Origin of the sequence: Sporosarcina aquimarina (genome assembly GCF_023715615.1) — a bacterium.
GTDB lineage: Bacteria > Bacillota > Bacilli > Bacillales_A > Planococcaceae > Sporosarcina > Sporosarcina aquimarina_A.
On record NZ_JAMBOM010000001.1, the window covers coordinates 594422 to 611924 of the forward strand.

Here is a 17503-nt window from a genome sequence, read left to right on the forward strand (position 1 = left end):
ACCGTTCGATTATCCACAATCATAAGTGGATAAAATGTGGACAAGCTGTTCATAGGAGTTGTTAAGTCTATCGCATTCAAGGGGATAACGTGGAAAAAGTTATGCACACTTGTGGACGGTGCGAATTTTGTCGAAAGATTTTTTGATTTATTGCTAGCAGTTGTTCAAAAATTTTATAAAAAAAGTGCGATGTGCAATATATCGCGTGGTTAAAGCATTGTAAGCGTATACATTTTCACTATATATTCTAAATTGAAAAATAATTTCAAAAACATGGTTGACTCTTTATTTCTTTCGCTATATGATAACAACAATCTACTTCAGAGAAAGGTTATTTCAACTACCTGGTTACTGAAATTATCGTCCACCCGTTGGTGCATTGTGAGGAGTGAGTTCTATGAGAAGTGACATGATAAAGAAAGGTGTCGATCGTGCACCGCATCGAAGTCTACTGTATGCGACAGGCGTGCGATCGAGAGATATGGAGAAACCATTCATTGGAGTATGTAACTCATACATTGATATCATTCCTGGTCATATGCACTTAAACAAATTTGCGGAAGTCGTAAAAGAAGCGATCCGTGAAGCAGGAGGCATTCCATTCGAGTTTAATACAATTGGTGTTGATGACGGAATTGCGATGGGGCATATCGGTATGCGGTATTCGTTGCCAAGTCGTGAACTCATAGCCGACTCAGCGGAAACAGTTATTAACGCACACTGGTTTGATGGTGTATTCTACATCCCAAACTGTGACAAAATCACACCAGGAATGCTGATGGCGGCAGTTCGTACGAATGTGCCTTCAGTATTCGTCTCAGGAGGTCCAATGGAAGGCGGGACTTCAACAGACGGCAAGCCGTTATCCCTCGTATCCGTGTTTGAAGGAGTTGGCTCTTACAAACAAGGAACTATGACTGCTGAAGAACTGCTTGATATTGAACAAAGTGCATGTCCAACTTGTGGTAGCTGTTCAGGAATGTTTACCGCCAATTCGATGAACTCTCTCATGGAAATGCTTGGGGTCACCGTGCCGGACAATGGTACGATTATCGCAACTTCCGATGAACGTCACCGACTCATCAAAGAAGCGGCACAACATCTCGTAAGAATGGTAAAAGAAGACATTAAACCGAGAGATATTATTACAAAAGAAACAATTGACGATGCGTTTGCACTTGATATGGCGATGGGCGGATCTACAAACACGGTCCTTCATACATTAGCAATCGCACACGAAGCTGAAATCGAGTACGATGTCCGTGATATTAATGAAGTCGCTAAACGGATTCCGTATTTATCAAAAATCAGTCCGGCATCCGATTATACAATGCACGACGTCCATCTGGCAGGTGGCGTCAGCGCCATTATAAAAGAGCTTTGCGAAATTGAAGGAGCGGTACATCCAGATCGAATGACCATCACCGGAAAGTCACTCTATGAAAATGTGAAAGACCGGTACATTAAGAATGATCAAGTGATTCGTCATAAAGAGAATGCCTATAGTCCGGTTGGAGGTCTTTCCGTTCTATTTGGAAATATCGCACCCGATGGCGGCGTCATTAAAGTCGGAGCGGTCGATCCTTCTATCAAAGAGTTCAGAGGTGAAGCCATTGTCTTTGAATCTCAGGAAGCTGCTCAAGAAGGGATTGACGATGGTACTGTACAAGAAGGTCATGTCGTGGTCATTCGTTACGAAGGCCCAAAGGGCGGACCTGGAATGCCTGAAATGCTTGCACCAACTGCAGCGATTGCCGGTCGAGGACTTGGAACAAAAGTCGCTCTCATCACGGACGGTCGTTTCTCAGGAGCATCCCGAGGCATTTCCATCGGGCACATTTCTCCAGAAGCAGCTGAAGGTGGTCCAATCGCACTTGTGAACAATGGAGATATCATAGAAATAGACTTAATCAATCGAACTATCGAATTGGAAGTTGATGAAGCTGAACTTGCCAAACGCAAAAGCCAATTGAAACCATTTGAACCAAAAATCAAAAAAGGGTATCTTGCCCGTTATTCCAAATTAGTTACATCCGCCAGTACAGGCGGAGTTATGAAAATCTAATAGATGAACTCGATGATGAGGTAAAAGTGTTTGGATCCTGCATTCCCAGAGAGCCGGTGGTGCTGAAAACCGGTAATGCAGCCAACGCGATATCGCCTCGGAGTGAATAGCTGAACTAAGTAGGCTATTTCGGGCAAGTTGTGCCCGTTATGTAAAAGGATGCGATTCAGTCGCGTCCATGAGGCGGTGAACGTTACCGCGAACAAGGGTGGTACCATGAAAGCTTTTTCATCCCTTGCGCAATAATTTTTTGCGCGGGGAGAAAAGGCTTTTTATATTGATGATAACTAGATTTCCTATAAAGCCATTATATAGATAGATGATGACAAGGAGAGATGCAAATGAGTACGGAATTGCAAGTGAAAACGGCACCTGAAGTTAGTGAGAACGATGCCGCTCCAATGCGGCCATCTAATGGATCGGATGTGTTGATTCGGTCCTTGAAAGAACAACAAGTGGAAATCATTTTTGGATATCCAGGTGGTGCAGTGCTCCCGATTTACGATGCACTGTATCAAAATCCGATTCAACACATTTTAGCCCGCCATGAACAAGGAGCGATCCATGCTGCTGAAGGGTATGCTCGAGTTTCTGGTAATCCAGGTGTTGTGATTGCTACATCAGGACCAGGTGCAACTAACCTTGTCACAGGCATTACAGATGCCATGATGGATTCCATTCCACTCGTTGTGTTTACTGGCCAAGTCGCAAGCAGCGTCATTGGAACAGATGCTTTCCAAGAAGCGGATATTATTGGAATCACACAGCCGATTACGAAACACAACTACCAAGTTAGTTGTGTGGAAGATCTGCCCCGTATCATTAAAGAAGCCTTCCATATTGCATCGACTGGTAGACCGGGACCCGTCGTTGTGGATATTCCAAAAGACATCGCCACAGCTTCTGCAGAAAACATCCCAGAAGCTCCAACTGAACTTTATTTGCCTGGTTATCAGCCTACTGTTCATCCGAATTACCTGCAAATTCAAAAAACAATTGCACTAGTCAAACAAGCGAAAAAGCCTGTGATTTTAGCGGGAGCTGGTGTACTTCACGCTAAAGCGACAGAAGAACTGAAGGAATTCGCTGAAGTGAATCGGATTCCCATTGTGAACACGCTGCTCGGTTTAGGCAGTATTTCGGGAGATCATGAACTCTTCCTCGGTATGGCAGGTATGCATGGTACGTACACCTCAAACATGGCGATTAGTGAATGTGATGTACTCATCAATATCGGTGCTAGGTTTGATGATCGATTGACAGGTAATCTAAAACGCTTTGCACAGAATGCTACTGTCGTTCACATCGACATCGATCCAGCGGAAATCGGAAAAAATGTTCCAACGGCAATTCCGATTGTAGCTGATGCAAAAGAAGCGTTACTTGCACTATTGGAGCATCCTGCATGCAAGCCAGACACGGAAGTTTGGTTAACAAAACTCGAAAGTCTGACAAAAAACTTCCCACTTTGGTATGAGGAAGATCCGGATCATCTCCTTCCGCAACAAGCATTGGAGCTGATTCATAAAATTACCGAAGGAAATGCGATTGTGACAACGGATGTTGGACAGCACCAAATGTGGACCGCTCAGTATTATAGACTCAATCATGCAGATCGCTGGGTCACTTCAGGCGGACTAGGAACAATGGGCTTCGGATTCCCGGCAGCAATCGGTGCGCAACTCGCAAAACCAGATGCACGAGTAATTGCAGTTGTTGGTGACGGTGGCTTCCAAATGACGGCACAAGAATTGTCGCTACTGCAAGAACTACGAATTCCAGTGAAAGTTGTGATTTTGAATAACGAAGCACTCGGAATGGTGAGGCAGTGGCAGCAAACGTTTTTCGAAGAACGCTATTCACAATCATTAATCCCAATCCAACCGGATTTTGTGAAGCTCGCAGAAGCCTATGATTTGAAAGGCTACCGAATTAAAAGCATGGCAGAAGCGGAAACAGTATTTACGGAAGCTTTGTTATCAGATGAGCCCGTTTTGATCGACTGTCGAGTGAAACGAATGGAAAACGTCAATCCAATGGTGGCACCGGGTAAAGGAATTCAAGAAATGATTGGAGTGAGTGCGCCATGAAACGAGTTATCACAGTAACAGTTATCAACCAAAGTGGCGTGCTAAATCGGGTCACTGGGTTGCTCATGAAACGGCAATTTAACATTGAAAGTATTACAGTGGGTCACACGGAACAAACAGGTATGTCGAAGATGACCTTCATTGTCCATGTGGAGGATGAACGGAAAATCGAGCAGCTAGTCAAGCAATTGCAAAAGCAAATCGATGTCATCAAGGTGAATGATATTACCGACAAGTCAATTGTGCTTCGGGAGTTGGCTTTAGTGAAAGTAACGTCTCCGCCACATGCAAGGGGGGAGATGAACAGCCTGGTTGAACCATTCCGGGCGACGGTTGTCGATTCCGGAAAGAACATTGTGACGTATCAAGTGACGGGAAATCCGGAAAAAATCGACGCGTTCATCGACTTGCTGAAGCCATATGGCATCAAGGAGCTTACACGAACAGGTACGGCAGCGTTCGTCCGGGAAGTTCAAAAAGCTTCATCTCCACTGCTATCGATTTTGAAATAACTTGATGGACGGGGTTGATTTACACTTCAGGCGGACGCGGGCCTACAGGATGGAGGTCATGCAACCGTTGCCGCAGGACGCGGCGAACTTAGGTTGTTTCCATTAGTATTACGCAGGAGTCGCCGCCTTCCGTTACAATCAACGGGGCTAGTTGTAGATAGATTAATTTCATGGAAAATGAAACAAAAAATAAAACCCACAAACCTTAGGAGGAATTCTTTATGACAAATATGTATTATAACCAGGACATCAACGAGAAAGTATTGGACGGCAAGAAAATCGCGGTGATCGGCTATGGTTCACAAGGTCATGCACACGCACAAAACCTGAAAGATTCCGGATTCGACGTTGTCGTAGGAATTCGTCCAGGGAAGTCATTTAATAAAGCAAAAGAAGATGGTCTTGAGGTAGCTACTGTTGCTGAAGCTGCAGAACAAGCAGACGTGATCATGGTATTGCTTCCAGATGAACGCCAAAAGCAAGTATATGAAGACGAAATTGCACCTTCTCTGAAAGCAGGAAAAGCACTCGCATTCGCACACGGATTCAACATCCACTTCGGTCAGATCAAACCACCTGCAGAGGTTGATGTATTCCTAGTCGCTCCTAAAGGTCCAGGACATCTCGTACGACGGACTTTCGTTGCAGGTGCAGGTGTACCAGCACTATTCGGGGTGTATCAAGATGCATCAGGTACAGCTCGTGAAACAGCGCTCGCCTATGCAAAAGGAATTGGATCTGCACGAGGAGGAGTTCTTGAAACCTCATTTGAAGAGGAGACAGTAACCGATCTATTCGGTGAGCAAGCGGTACTTTGTGGTGGTTTAACTTCACTTATCAAAGCAGGATTCGAAACACTTGTAGAAGCTGGATACCAGCCGGAACTTGCTTATTTCGAAACACTTCATGAAACGAAGCTCATTGTTGACCTGATGTATGAAGGAGGAATGGCAGGCATGCGTTACTCCGTTTCAGATACAGCAGAATGGGGCGATTTCGTTTCAGGACCACGCGTCATTGATGCAGATACGAAAGCTCGTATGAAGTCGATCTTGGAGGATATCCAGTCTGGCAAGTTTGCAAAAGAATGGATTCATGAAAACGAAGAGGGCCGTCCAAACTTCAACCGTATTGAAAAAGAAGAAGCTGGACATCAACTTGAAGAAGTCGGAGAGAAACTACGTGCAATGATGCCGTTTGTTGCGAAAGGCTTGAAAAAAGAGGAAGAGGTGACAGCTGGTGCGACGAATTGACTTTTTCGATACGACACTGAGGGATGGCGAACAGTCAGCAGGCATTAACTTAAATACGGCGGAAAAGCTTGAAATCGCGCGCCAACTTGAACGTCTTGGCGCATCGGTAATTGAAGCGGGCTTTCCCGCTTCATCCCCCGGCGACTTCGAAGCAGTTCAACGCATTGCAACAACCGTAAGAAACTCTACAGTGACGGGCCTGGCCCGTGCTATAAAAAGTGATATTGACACTTCTTGGGAAGCGTTAAAGGGTGCAGAACAGCCTCACTTACACGTGTTCCTCGCAACTTCACCTATTCATATGGAATATAAATTGAAAAAGACACCGGATCAGGTCGTCGACATAGCAGTTCAAGCGGTTAAATATGCCCGCTCTAAATTCCCACTCGTCCAATGGTCCGCTGAAGATGCATTTCGTTCAGACCCAGCGTTTCTCGTCCGAATTCTGAACGAAGTCATCGCAGCAGGTGCTACAACGGTAAACATTCCAGATACGGTCGGATATGCAACCCCACAAGAATATGGAGCACTTTTCCGTTTCTTGAAAGAGAATGTTCACGGGATTGATCGCGTGAAACTTTCTGCGCATTGTCATGACGACTTAGGAATGGCCGTCGCAAATTCTATCGCTGCCATCGAAAATGGAGCCGACCAAGTAGAAGGTACCATCAATGGTATCGGTGAACGTGCTGGCAACGCAGCGCTTGAAGAAATCGCCGTCGCCCTTCATATTCGAAAAGACTTTTATAACGTAGAAACGGGCATTCATCTAAATGAAATTAAACGAACAAGTGAATTGGTTAGCCGATTGACGGGTGTCATAATCCAACCCAATAAAGCGGTTGTCGGGAAAAACGCATTTGCGCATGAGTCCGGAATTCATCAAGATGGTATGTTAAAAAATCCAGAGACTTACGAGATTATTACACCCGAACTTATTGGTGCAACGAAAGAGCCACTAGCTCTTGGGAAGCACTCAGGACGGGCAGCATTTAAAGATCGAGCTGTCACGATGGGATTCACGTTGAGTGACGAACAGCTAGATGAAGTGTTTGTAGAGTTCAAGGAGCTAGCGGATAAAAAGAAAGAGATTACGGAAGATGATCTCTTCGTCCTCTTTACGAGACAACAACTTGAAAAAACGGAAACACCTATTTACGACTTGGAAAGTATCCAAGTCCAATATGGAACGAACAATGTACCGACTGCTACTGCGACGAGCACAAATCCTGAAGGAGAAACGGTTAGTGTTGCAACAACGGGTGCTGGATCGGTTGAAGCGATTTTCAACACGTTGGAATTGCTTGTGAAAGGTGATGTGCACATTCTCGATTACCAAGTTTCTTCTATTGGTAAGGGACGCGATGCGCTCGGTCAGGCGGTCGTGAATTTGAACTTCAATGGAAAGCAGTTAACAGGTAGAGGAATTGCGCAAGATGTATTGGAAGCGTCCGCTAAGGCATATTTGAATGCCATTAATCGGCAACTAGTACGCGAGTCATTTGAAACTCAAAAAGAGCTTGCAGTAGAGACTGTAAATTAATCCTATAAGGAGGAGAAGACGATGGAAAAACGTATCGCAGTGTTGCCAGGAGACGGAATTGGACCGGAAGTAATCGGTTCCGCAGTGAAGGTGCTTGAAGTCATTGCTAGAAGATTTAATCATTCGTTCGAATTTGTCTATGGTTCCATCGGTGGAGCTGCAGTAGACGCCTTTGGCACACCGCTGCCAGATGAAACAATTGCACTTTGTGAAAAGAGTGATGCAGTGTTGCTCGGAGCAGTCGGAGGTCCTAAGTGGGATCAAAACCCTGCTGAAACACGTCCGGAAAAAGGATTGCTTGCAATCCGTAAGCACTTTGGATTGTTTGCAAATATCCGTCCTGTTAAAGCGGTGCCGGCCATTCTTCATCGTTCTCCTTTGAAAGAGGAACTTGTTAAAGATGTCGATCTGGTCATTGTTCGTGAACTTACTGGGGGTCTGTATTTCGGAGAACCAAGCCGGAAAACACATGATGCCGCGGTGGATACACTTGTGTATACGCGAGTGGAAATAGAACGGATTGTACGATCTGCATTTGACCTTGCACGGATGAGACGTGGGAAAGTAACTTCTGTTGATAAAGCGAACGTACTTCAATCTAGCCGGTTATGGCGTGAAGTGGTTGAAGAAGTTCATGCTGGCTATCCGGATGTTGAAGTCGAGCATCAACTAGTCGATTCCGCTGCAATGAAACTCATTACGAATCCAGCAGCATTTGACGTCATCGTAACGGAGAATATGTTTGGTGATATTTTGAGTGATGAAGCATCAGTCATTACAGGATCCCTTGGCCTATTGCCTTCTGCTAGTGTTCGTACAGATGGTTTCGGACTATACGAACCGGTTCATGGATCTGCACCAGACGTAGCAGGAAAAGGACTTGCGAATCCAGCCGCTACAATTTTGTCCGCGGCAATGATGTTGCGACAGTCATTCGGAATGGAAGAAGAAGCAGCTGCGATTGAGCAAGCCGTTCAGACGGTGTATGAAGAAGGTCATTGTACCATCGATCTCGTTGGACCAGGTGTTCGTCCGATGTCAACAGAGCAATGGGCAGGACGTGTTGCTGAAGAAGTAGATGTCCAATCGGTTTCGAACAGCATCATGTATTCGTATGTGTAACTAATTAAACGCGGCGTTTGCAGGCTGCCACTCATGGAAAGGGGAATTGGAAATGGTAAAAACAATTATTGAAAAGGTTTGGGATCGACATGTCGTGACAGAAGAAGAAGGGAAACCAGATTTACTCTACATCGACCTCCATCTCCTCCATGAAGTGACATCTCCGCAAGCATTTGAAGGCTTACGACTTGCAGGGCGAAAAGTGCGACGTCCGGAACGATGTTATGCGACAATGGATCATAACGTACCGACACGTAATATTAAAACTGTCAGTGATCCGACAGCTCTGAAACAAATGACGACACTCGAAAAGAATTGCAAAGAATTTGGGATTGAACTTGCGCATATGACGCATCCAGACCAAGGGATTGTCCACATTATCGGTCCTGAATTAGGACTCACACAACCTGGCCGCACAATTGTTTGTGGAGACAGTCATACATCTACACACGGTGCGTTTGGTGCGATTGCTTTTGGAATCGGTACGAGTGAAGTAGAGCATGTACTTTCTACACAAACCCTTTGGCAAAATCGACCGAAAACGATGGAGGTTAAGATTTTCGGAGAATTAGGAACAGGAGTCACTGCAAAAGATGTCATCCTAGCTGTCATTGCAAAATTCGGAATTGATGTCGGAACCGGACATATCATAGAATTCACCGGTGAAGCGATCCGTAACCTATCGATGGAAGAGCGGATGACCATTTGTAATATGTCGATTGAAGCTGGAGCGAAAGCAGGGATGATCAGCCCGGATGAAACGACTGTTGAATACTTAAGAGGCCGACGTCACGTTCCTGAAGGAGAAGCATTTGAAGTGGCTGCGGCAGAATGGCTAGCACTCGCGACAGATGAAGGTGCGGTCTATGACACAACGCTGACTCTCGATGCAGCTGACATTGAACCCTTTGTAACGTGGGGAACGAACCCTGCAATGGGAACAGGAATTAGCGGGCACGTTCCATATGCATCAGATTATGCTTCGTCATCTGACAAAGAAGCATTGAAAAAAGCGATCACTTATATGGGGTTGGAAGAAGGGATGCGACTATCTGATATCCCGATCCAGCATGTCTTTATCGGTTCCTGTACCAACGCTCGTTTAAGTGATTTGCGTGCAGCTGCAGCCATTGTGGAAGGTCAACATGTTCATCCAAGTGTAACTGCAATTGTCGTACCAGGATCCCGTTCTGTTAAACGACTTGCAGAACAAGAAGGGTTGGACGAAGTATTTAAAGTAGCAGGATTCGAATGGCGGGAGTCGGGATGCAGTATGTGTCTAGCAATGAATGACGATGTTGTACCTGCCGGTGAACGGTGTGCATCCACATCGAATCGGAACTTTGAAGGCCGCCAAGGGACAGGAGCAAGGACACATCTCGTCAGTCCAGCGATGGCGGCTGCGGCTGCGATTGCAGGACGTTTTACAGACATTCGGAAAGTACCTGTTCTGCAGGACTGAAGGGAGGAGCATTTCATGGAACCGATTAATGTTGTCACAAGTATCATGACTCCGTTAGACAGAAAAAACGTCGATACGGACCAAATCATTTCCAAAGAGTTTTTGAAGAGAATTGAACGAACGGGATTCGGGAAATATCTTTTTTATCATTGGCGGTTTGATAGAGAAGGTAAAGCAAATACTGATTTCGTTCTCAACGATTCTAGATTTGAAGGTTCACAAATTTTAGTAGCGGATGAAAACTTTGGCTGCGGCTCCTCCCGGGAACACGCACCGTGGGCTATTCTGGACTATGGGTTCCGAGTGGTAATTGCACCAGGATTTGCGGATATCTTCCATAATAACTGTTTCAAAAATGGGATTTTACCGATTCGACTCGCTCAAAGCGAAATCGATTCCTTACTTGCAGATGGCCAAAAGACTCCCGTTAAGCTCACTGTGGACTTGGAGCAACAAACGGTTACACGGGAAGATACGGGAGCTAACCTACGATTCGAGATCGACCCGTATTCTCGTCAAATGTTGCTGAATGGTTGGGATGAAATTTCGCTCACGTTCCAATATGAAGAACAAATTGCTGCGTATGAAGAACGTATGGCCCGTTGAGATAACGGGCTTTTTTTCGTAATAAAGGATTTTGTATGAATCATGTCGAAAATCTGTATGCACAACAATCTGATTATTCGGGGGGATTTGATTGAGAAATGAAGAATTGCTGCTCATACCTGGACCGACGCCGGTCGTCGATACCATTTACGATGCATTGGGGGAGGAAACTCGTGCTCATACAGATCCGCGATTTGTAAGTAGATTTAAATCAGCCATTGAGCGTACAAAGCGAATTTTGAATACGGATGGGGAAGTATTTATCGTCGCTGGATCTGGAACGCTTGCAATGGAAATGGCGCTCGTCAACACGATTGCAGCTGGGGAACGGCTCTTGATCATCAGCCATGGTTATTTTGGAGATCGCTTCATTAAGTTGGGGCAAGCATTCGGAATTCAAATTGATCTTCTGCAGGCAGAGTGGGGCAAGCAAGTGGATTTGAAGCATGTCAAAGAGCATTTAGAGAAAAAACAATATAAAGCGGTTACTGTGACACATGCAGATACGTCAACAGGTGTTCAAGCAAACCTAGAGGAACTAATTCCCCTCATTAAACAGCATGGTGCCTTGGCCATCGTTGACGGTGTATGTGCAACAACAGCTGTGCCTGAAGATATGCAACACAATTATGCAGGTCCAGGAACAGCGATCGACATTGTCCTAACCGGTTCGCAAAAAGCGATTGGTGTCCCGCCAGGCCTTGGGATCGTAGCATTTAGCCAAGCTGCGCTGAAAGCACGTAACGAAATGGAATCGGTATCTGCCTACTATTGTGATATCCACAACTGGATTCCAGTCATGCATGATCCATCCAAATACTTTGCAACGCCGCCTGTCAATATGATATATGCGCTTGAAGAAGGATTAAGGATTGTTGAAGAAGAAGGTCTCAAAGAACGTTATGTCCGGCATAAAGCCTATGGACTTGCGGTTCGTTCAGCCTTACGAGTTTATGGGATGGTGCCGCTGGCTGAAGAGAAAGACGCCGCACCGACATTGAGTTGTCTCTACTATCCTGAAGGTGTAGACGATGCCGCATTCCGTGCGGAGTTAGCTAAAGAAGGTGTGATATTATCAGGCGCACTTGCACATCTAGCAGGAAAAGCATTCAGAATTGGCCATATGGGCAACACGACTCCAGATATGTTGGAGACTGCTATCCGTAAAATCGGTGAAGCTTTGCAAAATTGCGGGCATGAAGTGGATGTTGAAGAGGCTGTATCTGTGTTGCAGGATTCTTTAGGATCGTTGTTAACTATCTGAGAAATTTACTAGGGCGATAGAATAGCAAGACTGCAAAAATTCTTATTTGAATTTTTGCAGTCTTTTTGTTTGGAAACAGGTCATATATCCTTTTCTTATTGATAAATAGTGTGCAAAAATTATTCTGATTAACTAATGTTATGGAATTTATTTAATAGAAAGATTATTTTGAAAATAAGTATTGAAAAAGTAGAATAGATAGTTTAGAATAAACGTAATGTTCAGTTAGTAAGTTTTGTTTACTAACTAACTGTTTTAATGTTAACTACTACCTACCAACAGTAAGGGGCAGTTGAAATGCTAAATGGAAGTTTAGGATTTTTAAGAAATGAAAACAAACGTAAAGTCCTTCAACGAATAATTGATGAAGAACAGACGACTAGAGTTCAGATTTCTAGAGATTTATTGATGAGTAAACCGACGGTATCGAGTCTTGTTGAAGAATTAATTGAAGGAGGTTGGATTATTGAAACTGGGAGTGGAGAAGCATCTTCTAATGGAGGCAGAAAACCTGTAAATCTTAGATTCAATGCTAAAAATGCGTATTGTATTGGAATTGATATTGGAGGTACTGGAGTTGTACTTGGAATAACTGATTTAAATGGAGAACTAGTAAACTTTAAAGAATTTGAAACGCAAAAAAACTTGGGGGAAAAGTTGCTGATAGAAATTAAATCTCAAGTAGATGAGATGTTAAACGAAAGCGATATTGATAGTAAAGATATTTTAGGGGTTGGCGTTGGTGTTCCTGGAATTACAAACTTGGAAACTGGGATTGTAGTTGAAGCCCCCGCTTTGAAGTGGAGTAATTATCCTGCAAAGAAGAAAATTGAAGAGGCTTTGTCTATGTCTGTTTTTATCGATAATGATGTAAATGTTAGTTTACTTGGTGAAAAGTGGCTAGGAAGAGGTAGGCAGGCGTCAAACATGATCTATATTTCAGTAGGTACAGGAATTGGAAGCGGTATCATGCTGCAAGGTAACATATACCGCGGTAGTAATTATAGTGCTGGAGAAATAGGTTATATGGTAACTGATCGCCAAAGTGCGAGTTCGTATAAACCATCTGTCAAAGGATATGGATTTTTAGAGAGTATATCAGGGGGGAATTCAATTGGCGAAAACTTGTCTAGACGCTTGAAAAGAGAGATTACATCATCAGAAGCTTTTGAGCTCTACAGGAAAGGGAACACCGCTGCTATTGAAGTGGTTTCTGTAGCAATAGAAAATTTATCATTTGGCATAGCGAATTATGTTTCATTATTCGATCCTGAAATCGTCATTCTAGGAGGTGGTGTCACCGAGTCGTTTGATGTTATACAACCGATAATTAATGACATCTTGAATCGCTATACACCTAGATCTTGCGAAATTGTACAATCAGCTTTTGGTAAGAAGGCTGGGGTTATTGGTGCCGTGGCATTGGTTTTAAACGAACATGGAGCATTATTCACTACAAAAGAGAGGGGTTAGGTCGATGAAGATGCAACTAAAATTAGGTTTGTTTTTTGTGTTGTTAGCAGCATTGTTGTTAGGAGGTTGTATGGCCGGAAATACAGAGAAAACTGAAAAGCCCGCAACTGGAGATACCGACGGAAATAAAGATGAAGAAGCAGAAAATAAAGAACTTGAAGATAAAGTCGTTATATATTCTCCACATGGCAAGGACATTTTAAGTGACTTTCAAAATCAGTTTGAAGCGGAGTATGGAATCAAGATGGAGTTCTTAGATATGGGTTCTCAGGAAATATTAGACCGTATTCGCTCGGAAAAAAATAATACCCAGGCTGACGTCTGGTGGGGCGCGCCACAAGTTAACTTTGACCAAGCAAAAGATAACGATTTACTAGCAGAATACAAACCTTCCTATGCTGATTCACTAGATGAAATTTATCATGATCCAGATTGGATGTGGTCAGGTACATCAATGACACCTGAAGTAATTTTGTATAACTCAAAGGAAATATCTAAAGAAGATGCTCCAAAGGACTGGGATGACCTTCTTGATCCTAAATGGAAAGATGAAGTTATTATTAGATACCCGTTAGCATCCGGAACAATGAGAACCATTTATTCATCTATGATTTATAGAGCATATAAAGATTCTGAAGACCCTGAAGAGGGTTATGAATGGCTGAAGAAATTTGATATGAACACAAAGGAATATGCAGCCAATCCAGAAATCATGTACAACCAAGTGGCAAAAGGTGTAGGAAGCATAACAGTTTGGAATATGCCAGATACTGTTATGCTGGCTAAAGAAAAAGGATATCCTTTCGATTATGTACTTCCTGAAAGTGGAACTCCAGTACTTACTGAAGGCATCGCTATCATAAAGGATGCTCCACACCCGAATGCTGCTGAAGCTTTTTATGAATTTGTAAACACTCCTGAAGCTGCTAAGTTGTTGGCTGAAAGCTATTACCGTATTCCAACACGTGATGACGTGACTGATCTGCCGGAATGGATCAAGGAAGCGGAAGACAAAATTAAACCAATGGATATCGATTGGAAATTGTTCCAAGAAAAATCAGACGAGTGGATGGATTATTGGGATAACAATATTAAAAACACAAAGAAAGACAAAAGTGGCGAATAGTAATTAAATTCTAACTGCTGTAAAAAATTTGTAACACCGATTAAAAGCATTCGACTATCATATCTTAAAGTCTATGATAGTCGAATATTTGTTCAAAGAAGGAGGTTGGTTGGGATGTCAATCGTCCATTTGGAAACCATTACCAAGAGGTTTGGTGATGTTACAGCTGTTAAAGAATTGGATTTACTTATAAAAGAAGGTGAGTTCTTCACGTTCTTAGGTCCCAGCGGATGTGGAAAAACAACGACACTTCGAATGATCGCAGGTTTCTACTATCCAACTGAAGGGATAGTGAAATTCAATGAGAGAAACATGACAACTGTTTCACCTGAAAATAGAAATACAGGCATGGTGTTTCAGAACTATGCGCTTTTTCCTCATATGACTGTCTTTGAAAATGTCGCATTTGGATTGAAAGTTAGAAAGCTTTCCAAAGAAATAATAAAGGAAAAAGTCGAAGATGTTCTAAAGAAAGTTCGATTAGAACAATACATTGATCGGCAGGTTAGCCAATTATCTGGCGGCCAACAACAACGCGTAGCTCTTGCTAGAGCGATCGTCATTGAACCTGATATTTTGCTCTTAGACGAACCCCTCAGTAACTTAGATGCTCGCCTACGTGATGAAATGCGTACTGAAATATTAAGGTTGCAGCAGGAATATAAAATCACAACTATTTATGTAACTCATGATCAGGTTGAGGCGTTAACAATGAGTGACAGAATAGCAGTTTTTAGTCATGGAGTTTGCCAGCAAGTGGGTACACCCACTGAAATTTACAATGAACCTATTAATGATTTTGTCGCAGAATTCATTGGAGAAACAAACCTTTTAAGTATTGACTATGTAAGTAAAACCCCAGACTTGCATTCTTACCAGTTATGTGAACTTGACTGTAAGGTAGAAGTGAAAAATGATGGTGCAAATATAGCTGCATATGATCAAACAGATAAGTTGAGCATGTCGATAAGACCTGAAGCCGTAATAGTGTCTGAGAAATCTCTAGAAGGATTGAATGTATTTAAAGGCATAGTGAAAATTGTTCAGTTTACTGGTGCGGCAGTGCATACCTATGTTGAATTAAATGAAACAGTTTTAATAGAAAGTACGAATTTAAACAAAGGACCTGCAACCTATTTAAATGTAGGAAATGAGGTTTATGTTCAGTTTCCAGCAGAACAGATTCGTGTTATCCCTGAAATGAAAAAAATATAGATAACCTAATTTTGCTGTTGCAGTAGCTGATCGTGATGTAAAGGGAGGCATTTTACATGTTAAATGCAGAACGAAGAAAAACCATTTTGCTATTGATTCCAGTTTTCCTAATCCTAGGAGGTTATGTTCTTTACCCTGCTTTACGAACAGCGCTAGAGAGCATACATAAGAATGGTGTATTTTCGTTACAAAACTACAGTGATTTTTTTGGAGCCAAGGCTAAAGCAAATTTTGAAGCACTCTGGAATTCAGTTTGGATATCGTTAGCGTCTGTATTCTTTAGTGCATGTATTGGTCTACCTCTAGCGTATATTTTTAATCGCTATGATTTCCCAGGTAGAAAGTTTTTCGCTGGTATTGCAATTATGCCAATTGTATTGCCCTCTCTAGTTGGAGTAATGGCGTTCATGTTTTTATATGGGGAAGCGGGATTAATTCCTAATGCTATCAAAGATATTTTCAATTTAAAAAATGTACCTTTTAGTATAGGTGGTATTTCAGGAATTCTTCTTGTCCATGCATATACAATGTATCCCTACTTTTATATGACAAGTTCATCGGCATTAGGTAATATCGATCCATCACTTGAAGAAGCAGCTTCAAATCTAGGAGCTAGTAAATTTAAAGTATTTTGGAAAGTGACATTTCCTCTTTTGACTCCTGGACTTGTTGCAGCAGCACTTCTTGTATTTATGGTGTCGATGGCCAGTTTCAGTGCCCCATTTTTATTGGCGGGTGGTTTCCGTGTGTTAAGTCTACAGATCTACTTCTCTAAAATTAATGGGGATTTAGAGATGGCAGCAACACAGTCTGTGATCTTATCGATGGTTTCTATTTCGTTCTTACTATTTATGCGATGGTATCAGAGCCGTAAAGATTACAGAATGGCTTCAAAGGGGATTGGGGCACATCGAAGTGAGGTTAATAACCCACTTTTAAAATGGGTAATGGTGTCTATTGGAATATTGGCAATGATTGTATTGCTTTTACCACATGCAACATTGCTTATTTTATCTCTAGTACCAGATGGCGCCTGGACTTGGCAGACCTATCCGCAAAGTTTTAACTTTGAAAATTTTATTTTGCTCTTTGAAGATCCATACATTTGGGAGCCAGTAAAAAATAGTTTGATAATGGCGTTTTTAGCATGTATAGGAGTGTTTATTTTTGGTATCTTCACTTCTTACGCACTAGTCAAACGTAAGTTTTTTGGGAAAAACCTCTTGGATATTTTAGTAATGATTCCATGGGCACTTCCAGCAACAGTAGTGGGAATGAATATGATTTTAGCTTTCAACACACCGTCCCCATTCTCTTTTGGAAAGGTGTTAGTAGGAACATTTTGGATTTTACCATTAGCATACTTTGTAAGGTTTCTTCCATTGGTTGTTCGTTCTACAAATGCAGTTTTGGAACAACTTGATGATTCAATTGAGGAAGCTGCACAAAATTTAGGAGCGAAATGGTTTTATACATTTAGGAAAGTAGTTTTACCTATCATTATGCCTGGAGTACTAAGTGGTACATTACTAGCATTTGTGCAGGCTGTTGGTGAGTTCCCGACATCAGTTTTACTTTATACAATCGGAAACAGACCCATCTCTATTGAAATTATGAACCAACTTCGAATGTTTAACATTGGTCAAGCGGCTGCATACGGAATGATTCAGGTAGGTTTGATTGCGATTGTAATGTTCATTTCGAGCAAATTCTTAGGAGTGAAAGCTGAGAAATCACTCGGCTAAAGTTTTAGATTGAAAAATAGCAATTAC

The 17503-nt window shown here is 42.6% G+C and carries 13 protein-coding genes and 1 other annotated feature; all 13 genes read left to right on the forward strand.

The genetic code is table 11. The annotated features are described in order from the left end of the window. The first annotated feature begins 397 nt into the window (after positions 1–397). The 13 genes from ilvD (at position 398) to M3197_RS02670 (ending at position 17476) form a co-directional block, all read left to right on the forward strand. Complete coding sequence (gene ilvD / locus M3197_RS02610) at positions 398–2065, forward strand: dihydroxy-acid dehydratase (RefSeq protein ID WP_251658449.1); 1668 nt, start codon at positions 398–400, stop codon at positions 2063–2065. Positions 2066–2068: 3 nt separating this feature from the next. After that, positions 2069–2304, forward strand: a binding site (T-box leader). A gap of 162 nt (positions 2305–2466) precedes the next feature. Next, on the forward strand, positions 2467–4155 hold the full coding sequence (gene ilvB / locus M3197_RS02615; RefSeq protein ID WP_251660058.1) for an acetolactate synthase large subunit: 1689 nt from the start codon (positions 2467–2469) through the stop codon (positions 4153–4155). Continuing rightward, positions 4152–4667, forward strand: coding sequence for an acetolactate synthase small subunit (gene ilvN, locus M3197_RS02620; protein ID WP_251658450.1), 516 nt, complete (start codon positions 4152–4154; stop codon positions 4665–4667). The genes ilvB and ilvN overlap by 4 nt, the downstream gene beginning before the upstream one ends. A 221-nt stretch (positions 4668–4888) precedes the next feature. Further along, positions 4889–5920, forward strand: coding sequence for a ketol-acid reductoisomerase (gene ilvC / locus M3197_RS02625; RefSeq protein ID WP_251658451.1), 1032 nt, complete (start codon positions 4889–4891; stop codon positions 5918–5920). Next, positions 5907–7463 carry a 2-isopropylmalate synthase gene (locus tag M3197_RS02630; protein WP_251658452.1) on the forward strand — a complete coding sequence of 519 codons (1557 nt, stop codon included), beginning with the start codon at positions 5907–5909 and terminating at the stop codon, positions 7461–7463. Before ilvC ends, M3197_RS02630 begins: the two co-directional genes overlap by 14 nt. A 21-nt stretch (positions 7464–7484) precedes the next feature. Further along, entirely contained in the window at positions 7485–8585 is a 1101-nt protein-coding gene (gene leuB / locus M3197_RS02635) for a 3-isopropylmalate dehydrogenase (protein ID WP_251658453.1), read from the forward strand. 52 nt (positions 8586–8637) lie between these two features. Further along, positions 8638–10047, forward strand: a complete 1410-nt coding sequence (gene leuC / locus M3197_RS02640; protein ID WP_251658454.1) for a 3-isopropylmalate dehydratase large subunit — start codon at positions 8638–8640, stop codon at positions 10045–10047. A gap of 15 nt (positions 10048–10062) precedes the next feature. Continuing rightward, entirely contained in the window at positions 10063–10653 is a 591-nt protein-coding gene (leuD, locus tag M3197_RS02645) for a 3-isopropylmalate dehydratase small subunit (RefSeq protein ID WP_251658455.1), read from the forward strand. Positions 10654–10744: 91 nt separating this feature from the next. Further along, entirely contained in the window at positions 10745–11917 is a 1173-nt protein-coding gene (locus tag M3197_RS02650; protein WP_251658456.1) for a pyridoxal-phosphate-dependent aminotransferase family protein, read from the forward strand. A 297-nt stretch (positions 11918–12214) separates the two neighbouring features. Beyond that, the gene (locus tag M3197_RS02655) at positions 12215–13390 is read left to right on the forward strand and encodes an ROK family transcriptional regulator (RefSeq protein WP_251658457.1); all 1176 of its coding nucleotides are present in this window, start codon (positions 12215–12217) and stop codon (positions 13388–13390) included. Positions 13391–13394: 4 nt separating this feature from the next. Continuing rightward, positions 13395–14516, forward strand: a complete 1122-nt coding sequence (locus M3197_RS02660; protein ID WP_251658458.1) for an extracellular solute-binding protein — start codon at positions 13395–13397, stop codon at positions 14514–14516. A gap of 114 nt (positions 14517–14630) precedes the next feature. Continuing rightward, entirely contained in the window at positions 14631–15731 is a 1101-nt protein-coding gene (locus tag M3197_RS02665) for an ABC transporter ATP-binding protein (RefSeq protein ID WP_251658459.1), read from the forward strand. 56 nt (positions 15732–15787) lie between these two features. Continuing rightward, a complete protein-coding gene (locus tag M3197_RS02670; RefSeq protein WP_251658460.1) occupies positions 15788–17476 on the forward strand; it encodes an ABC transporter permease in 1689 nt (562 codons plus the stop codon). The last annotated feature ends 27 nt before the right edge of the window (positions 17477–17503 follow it).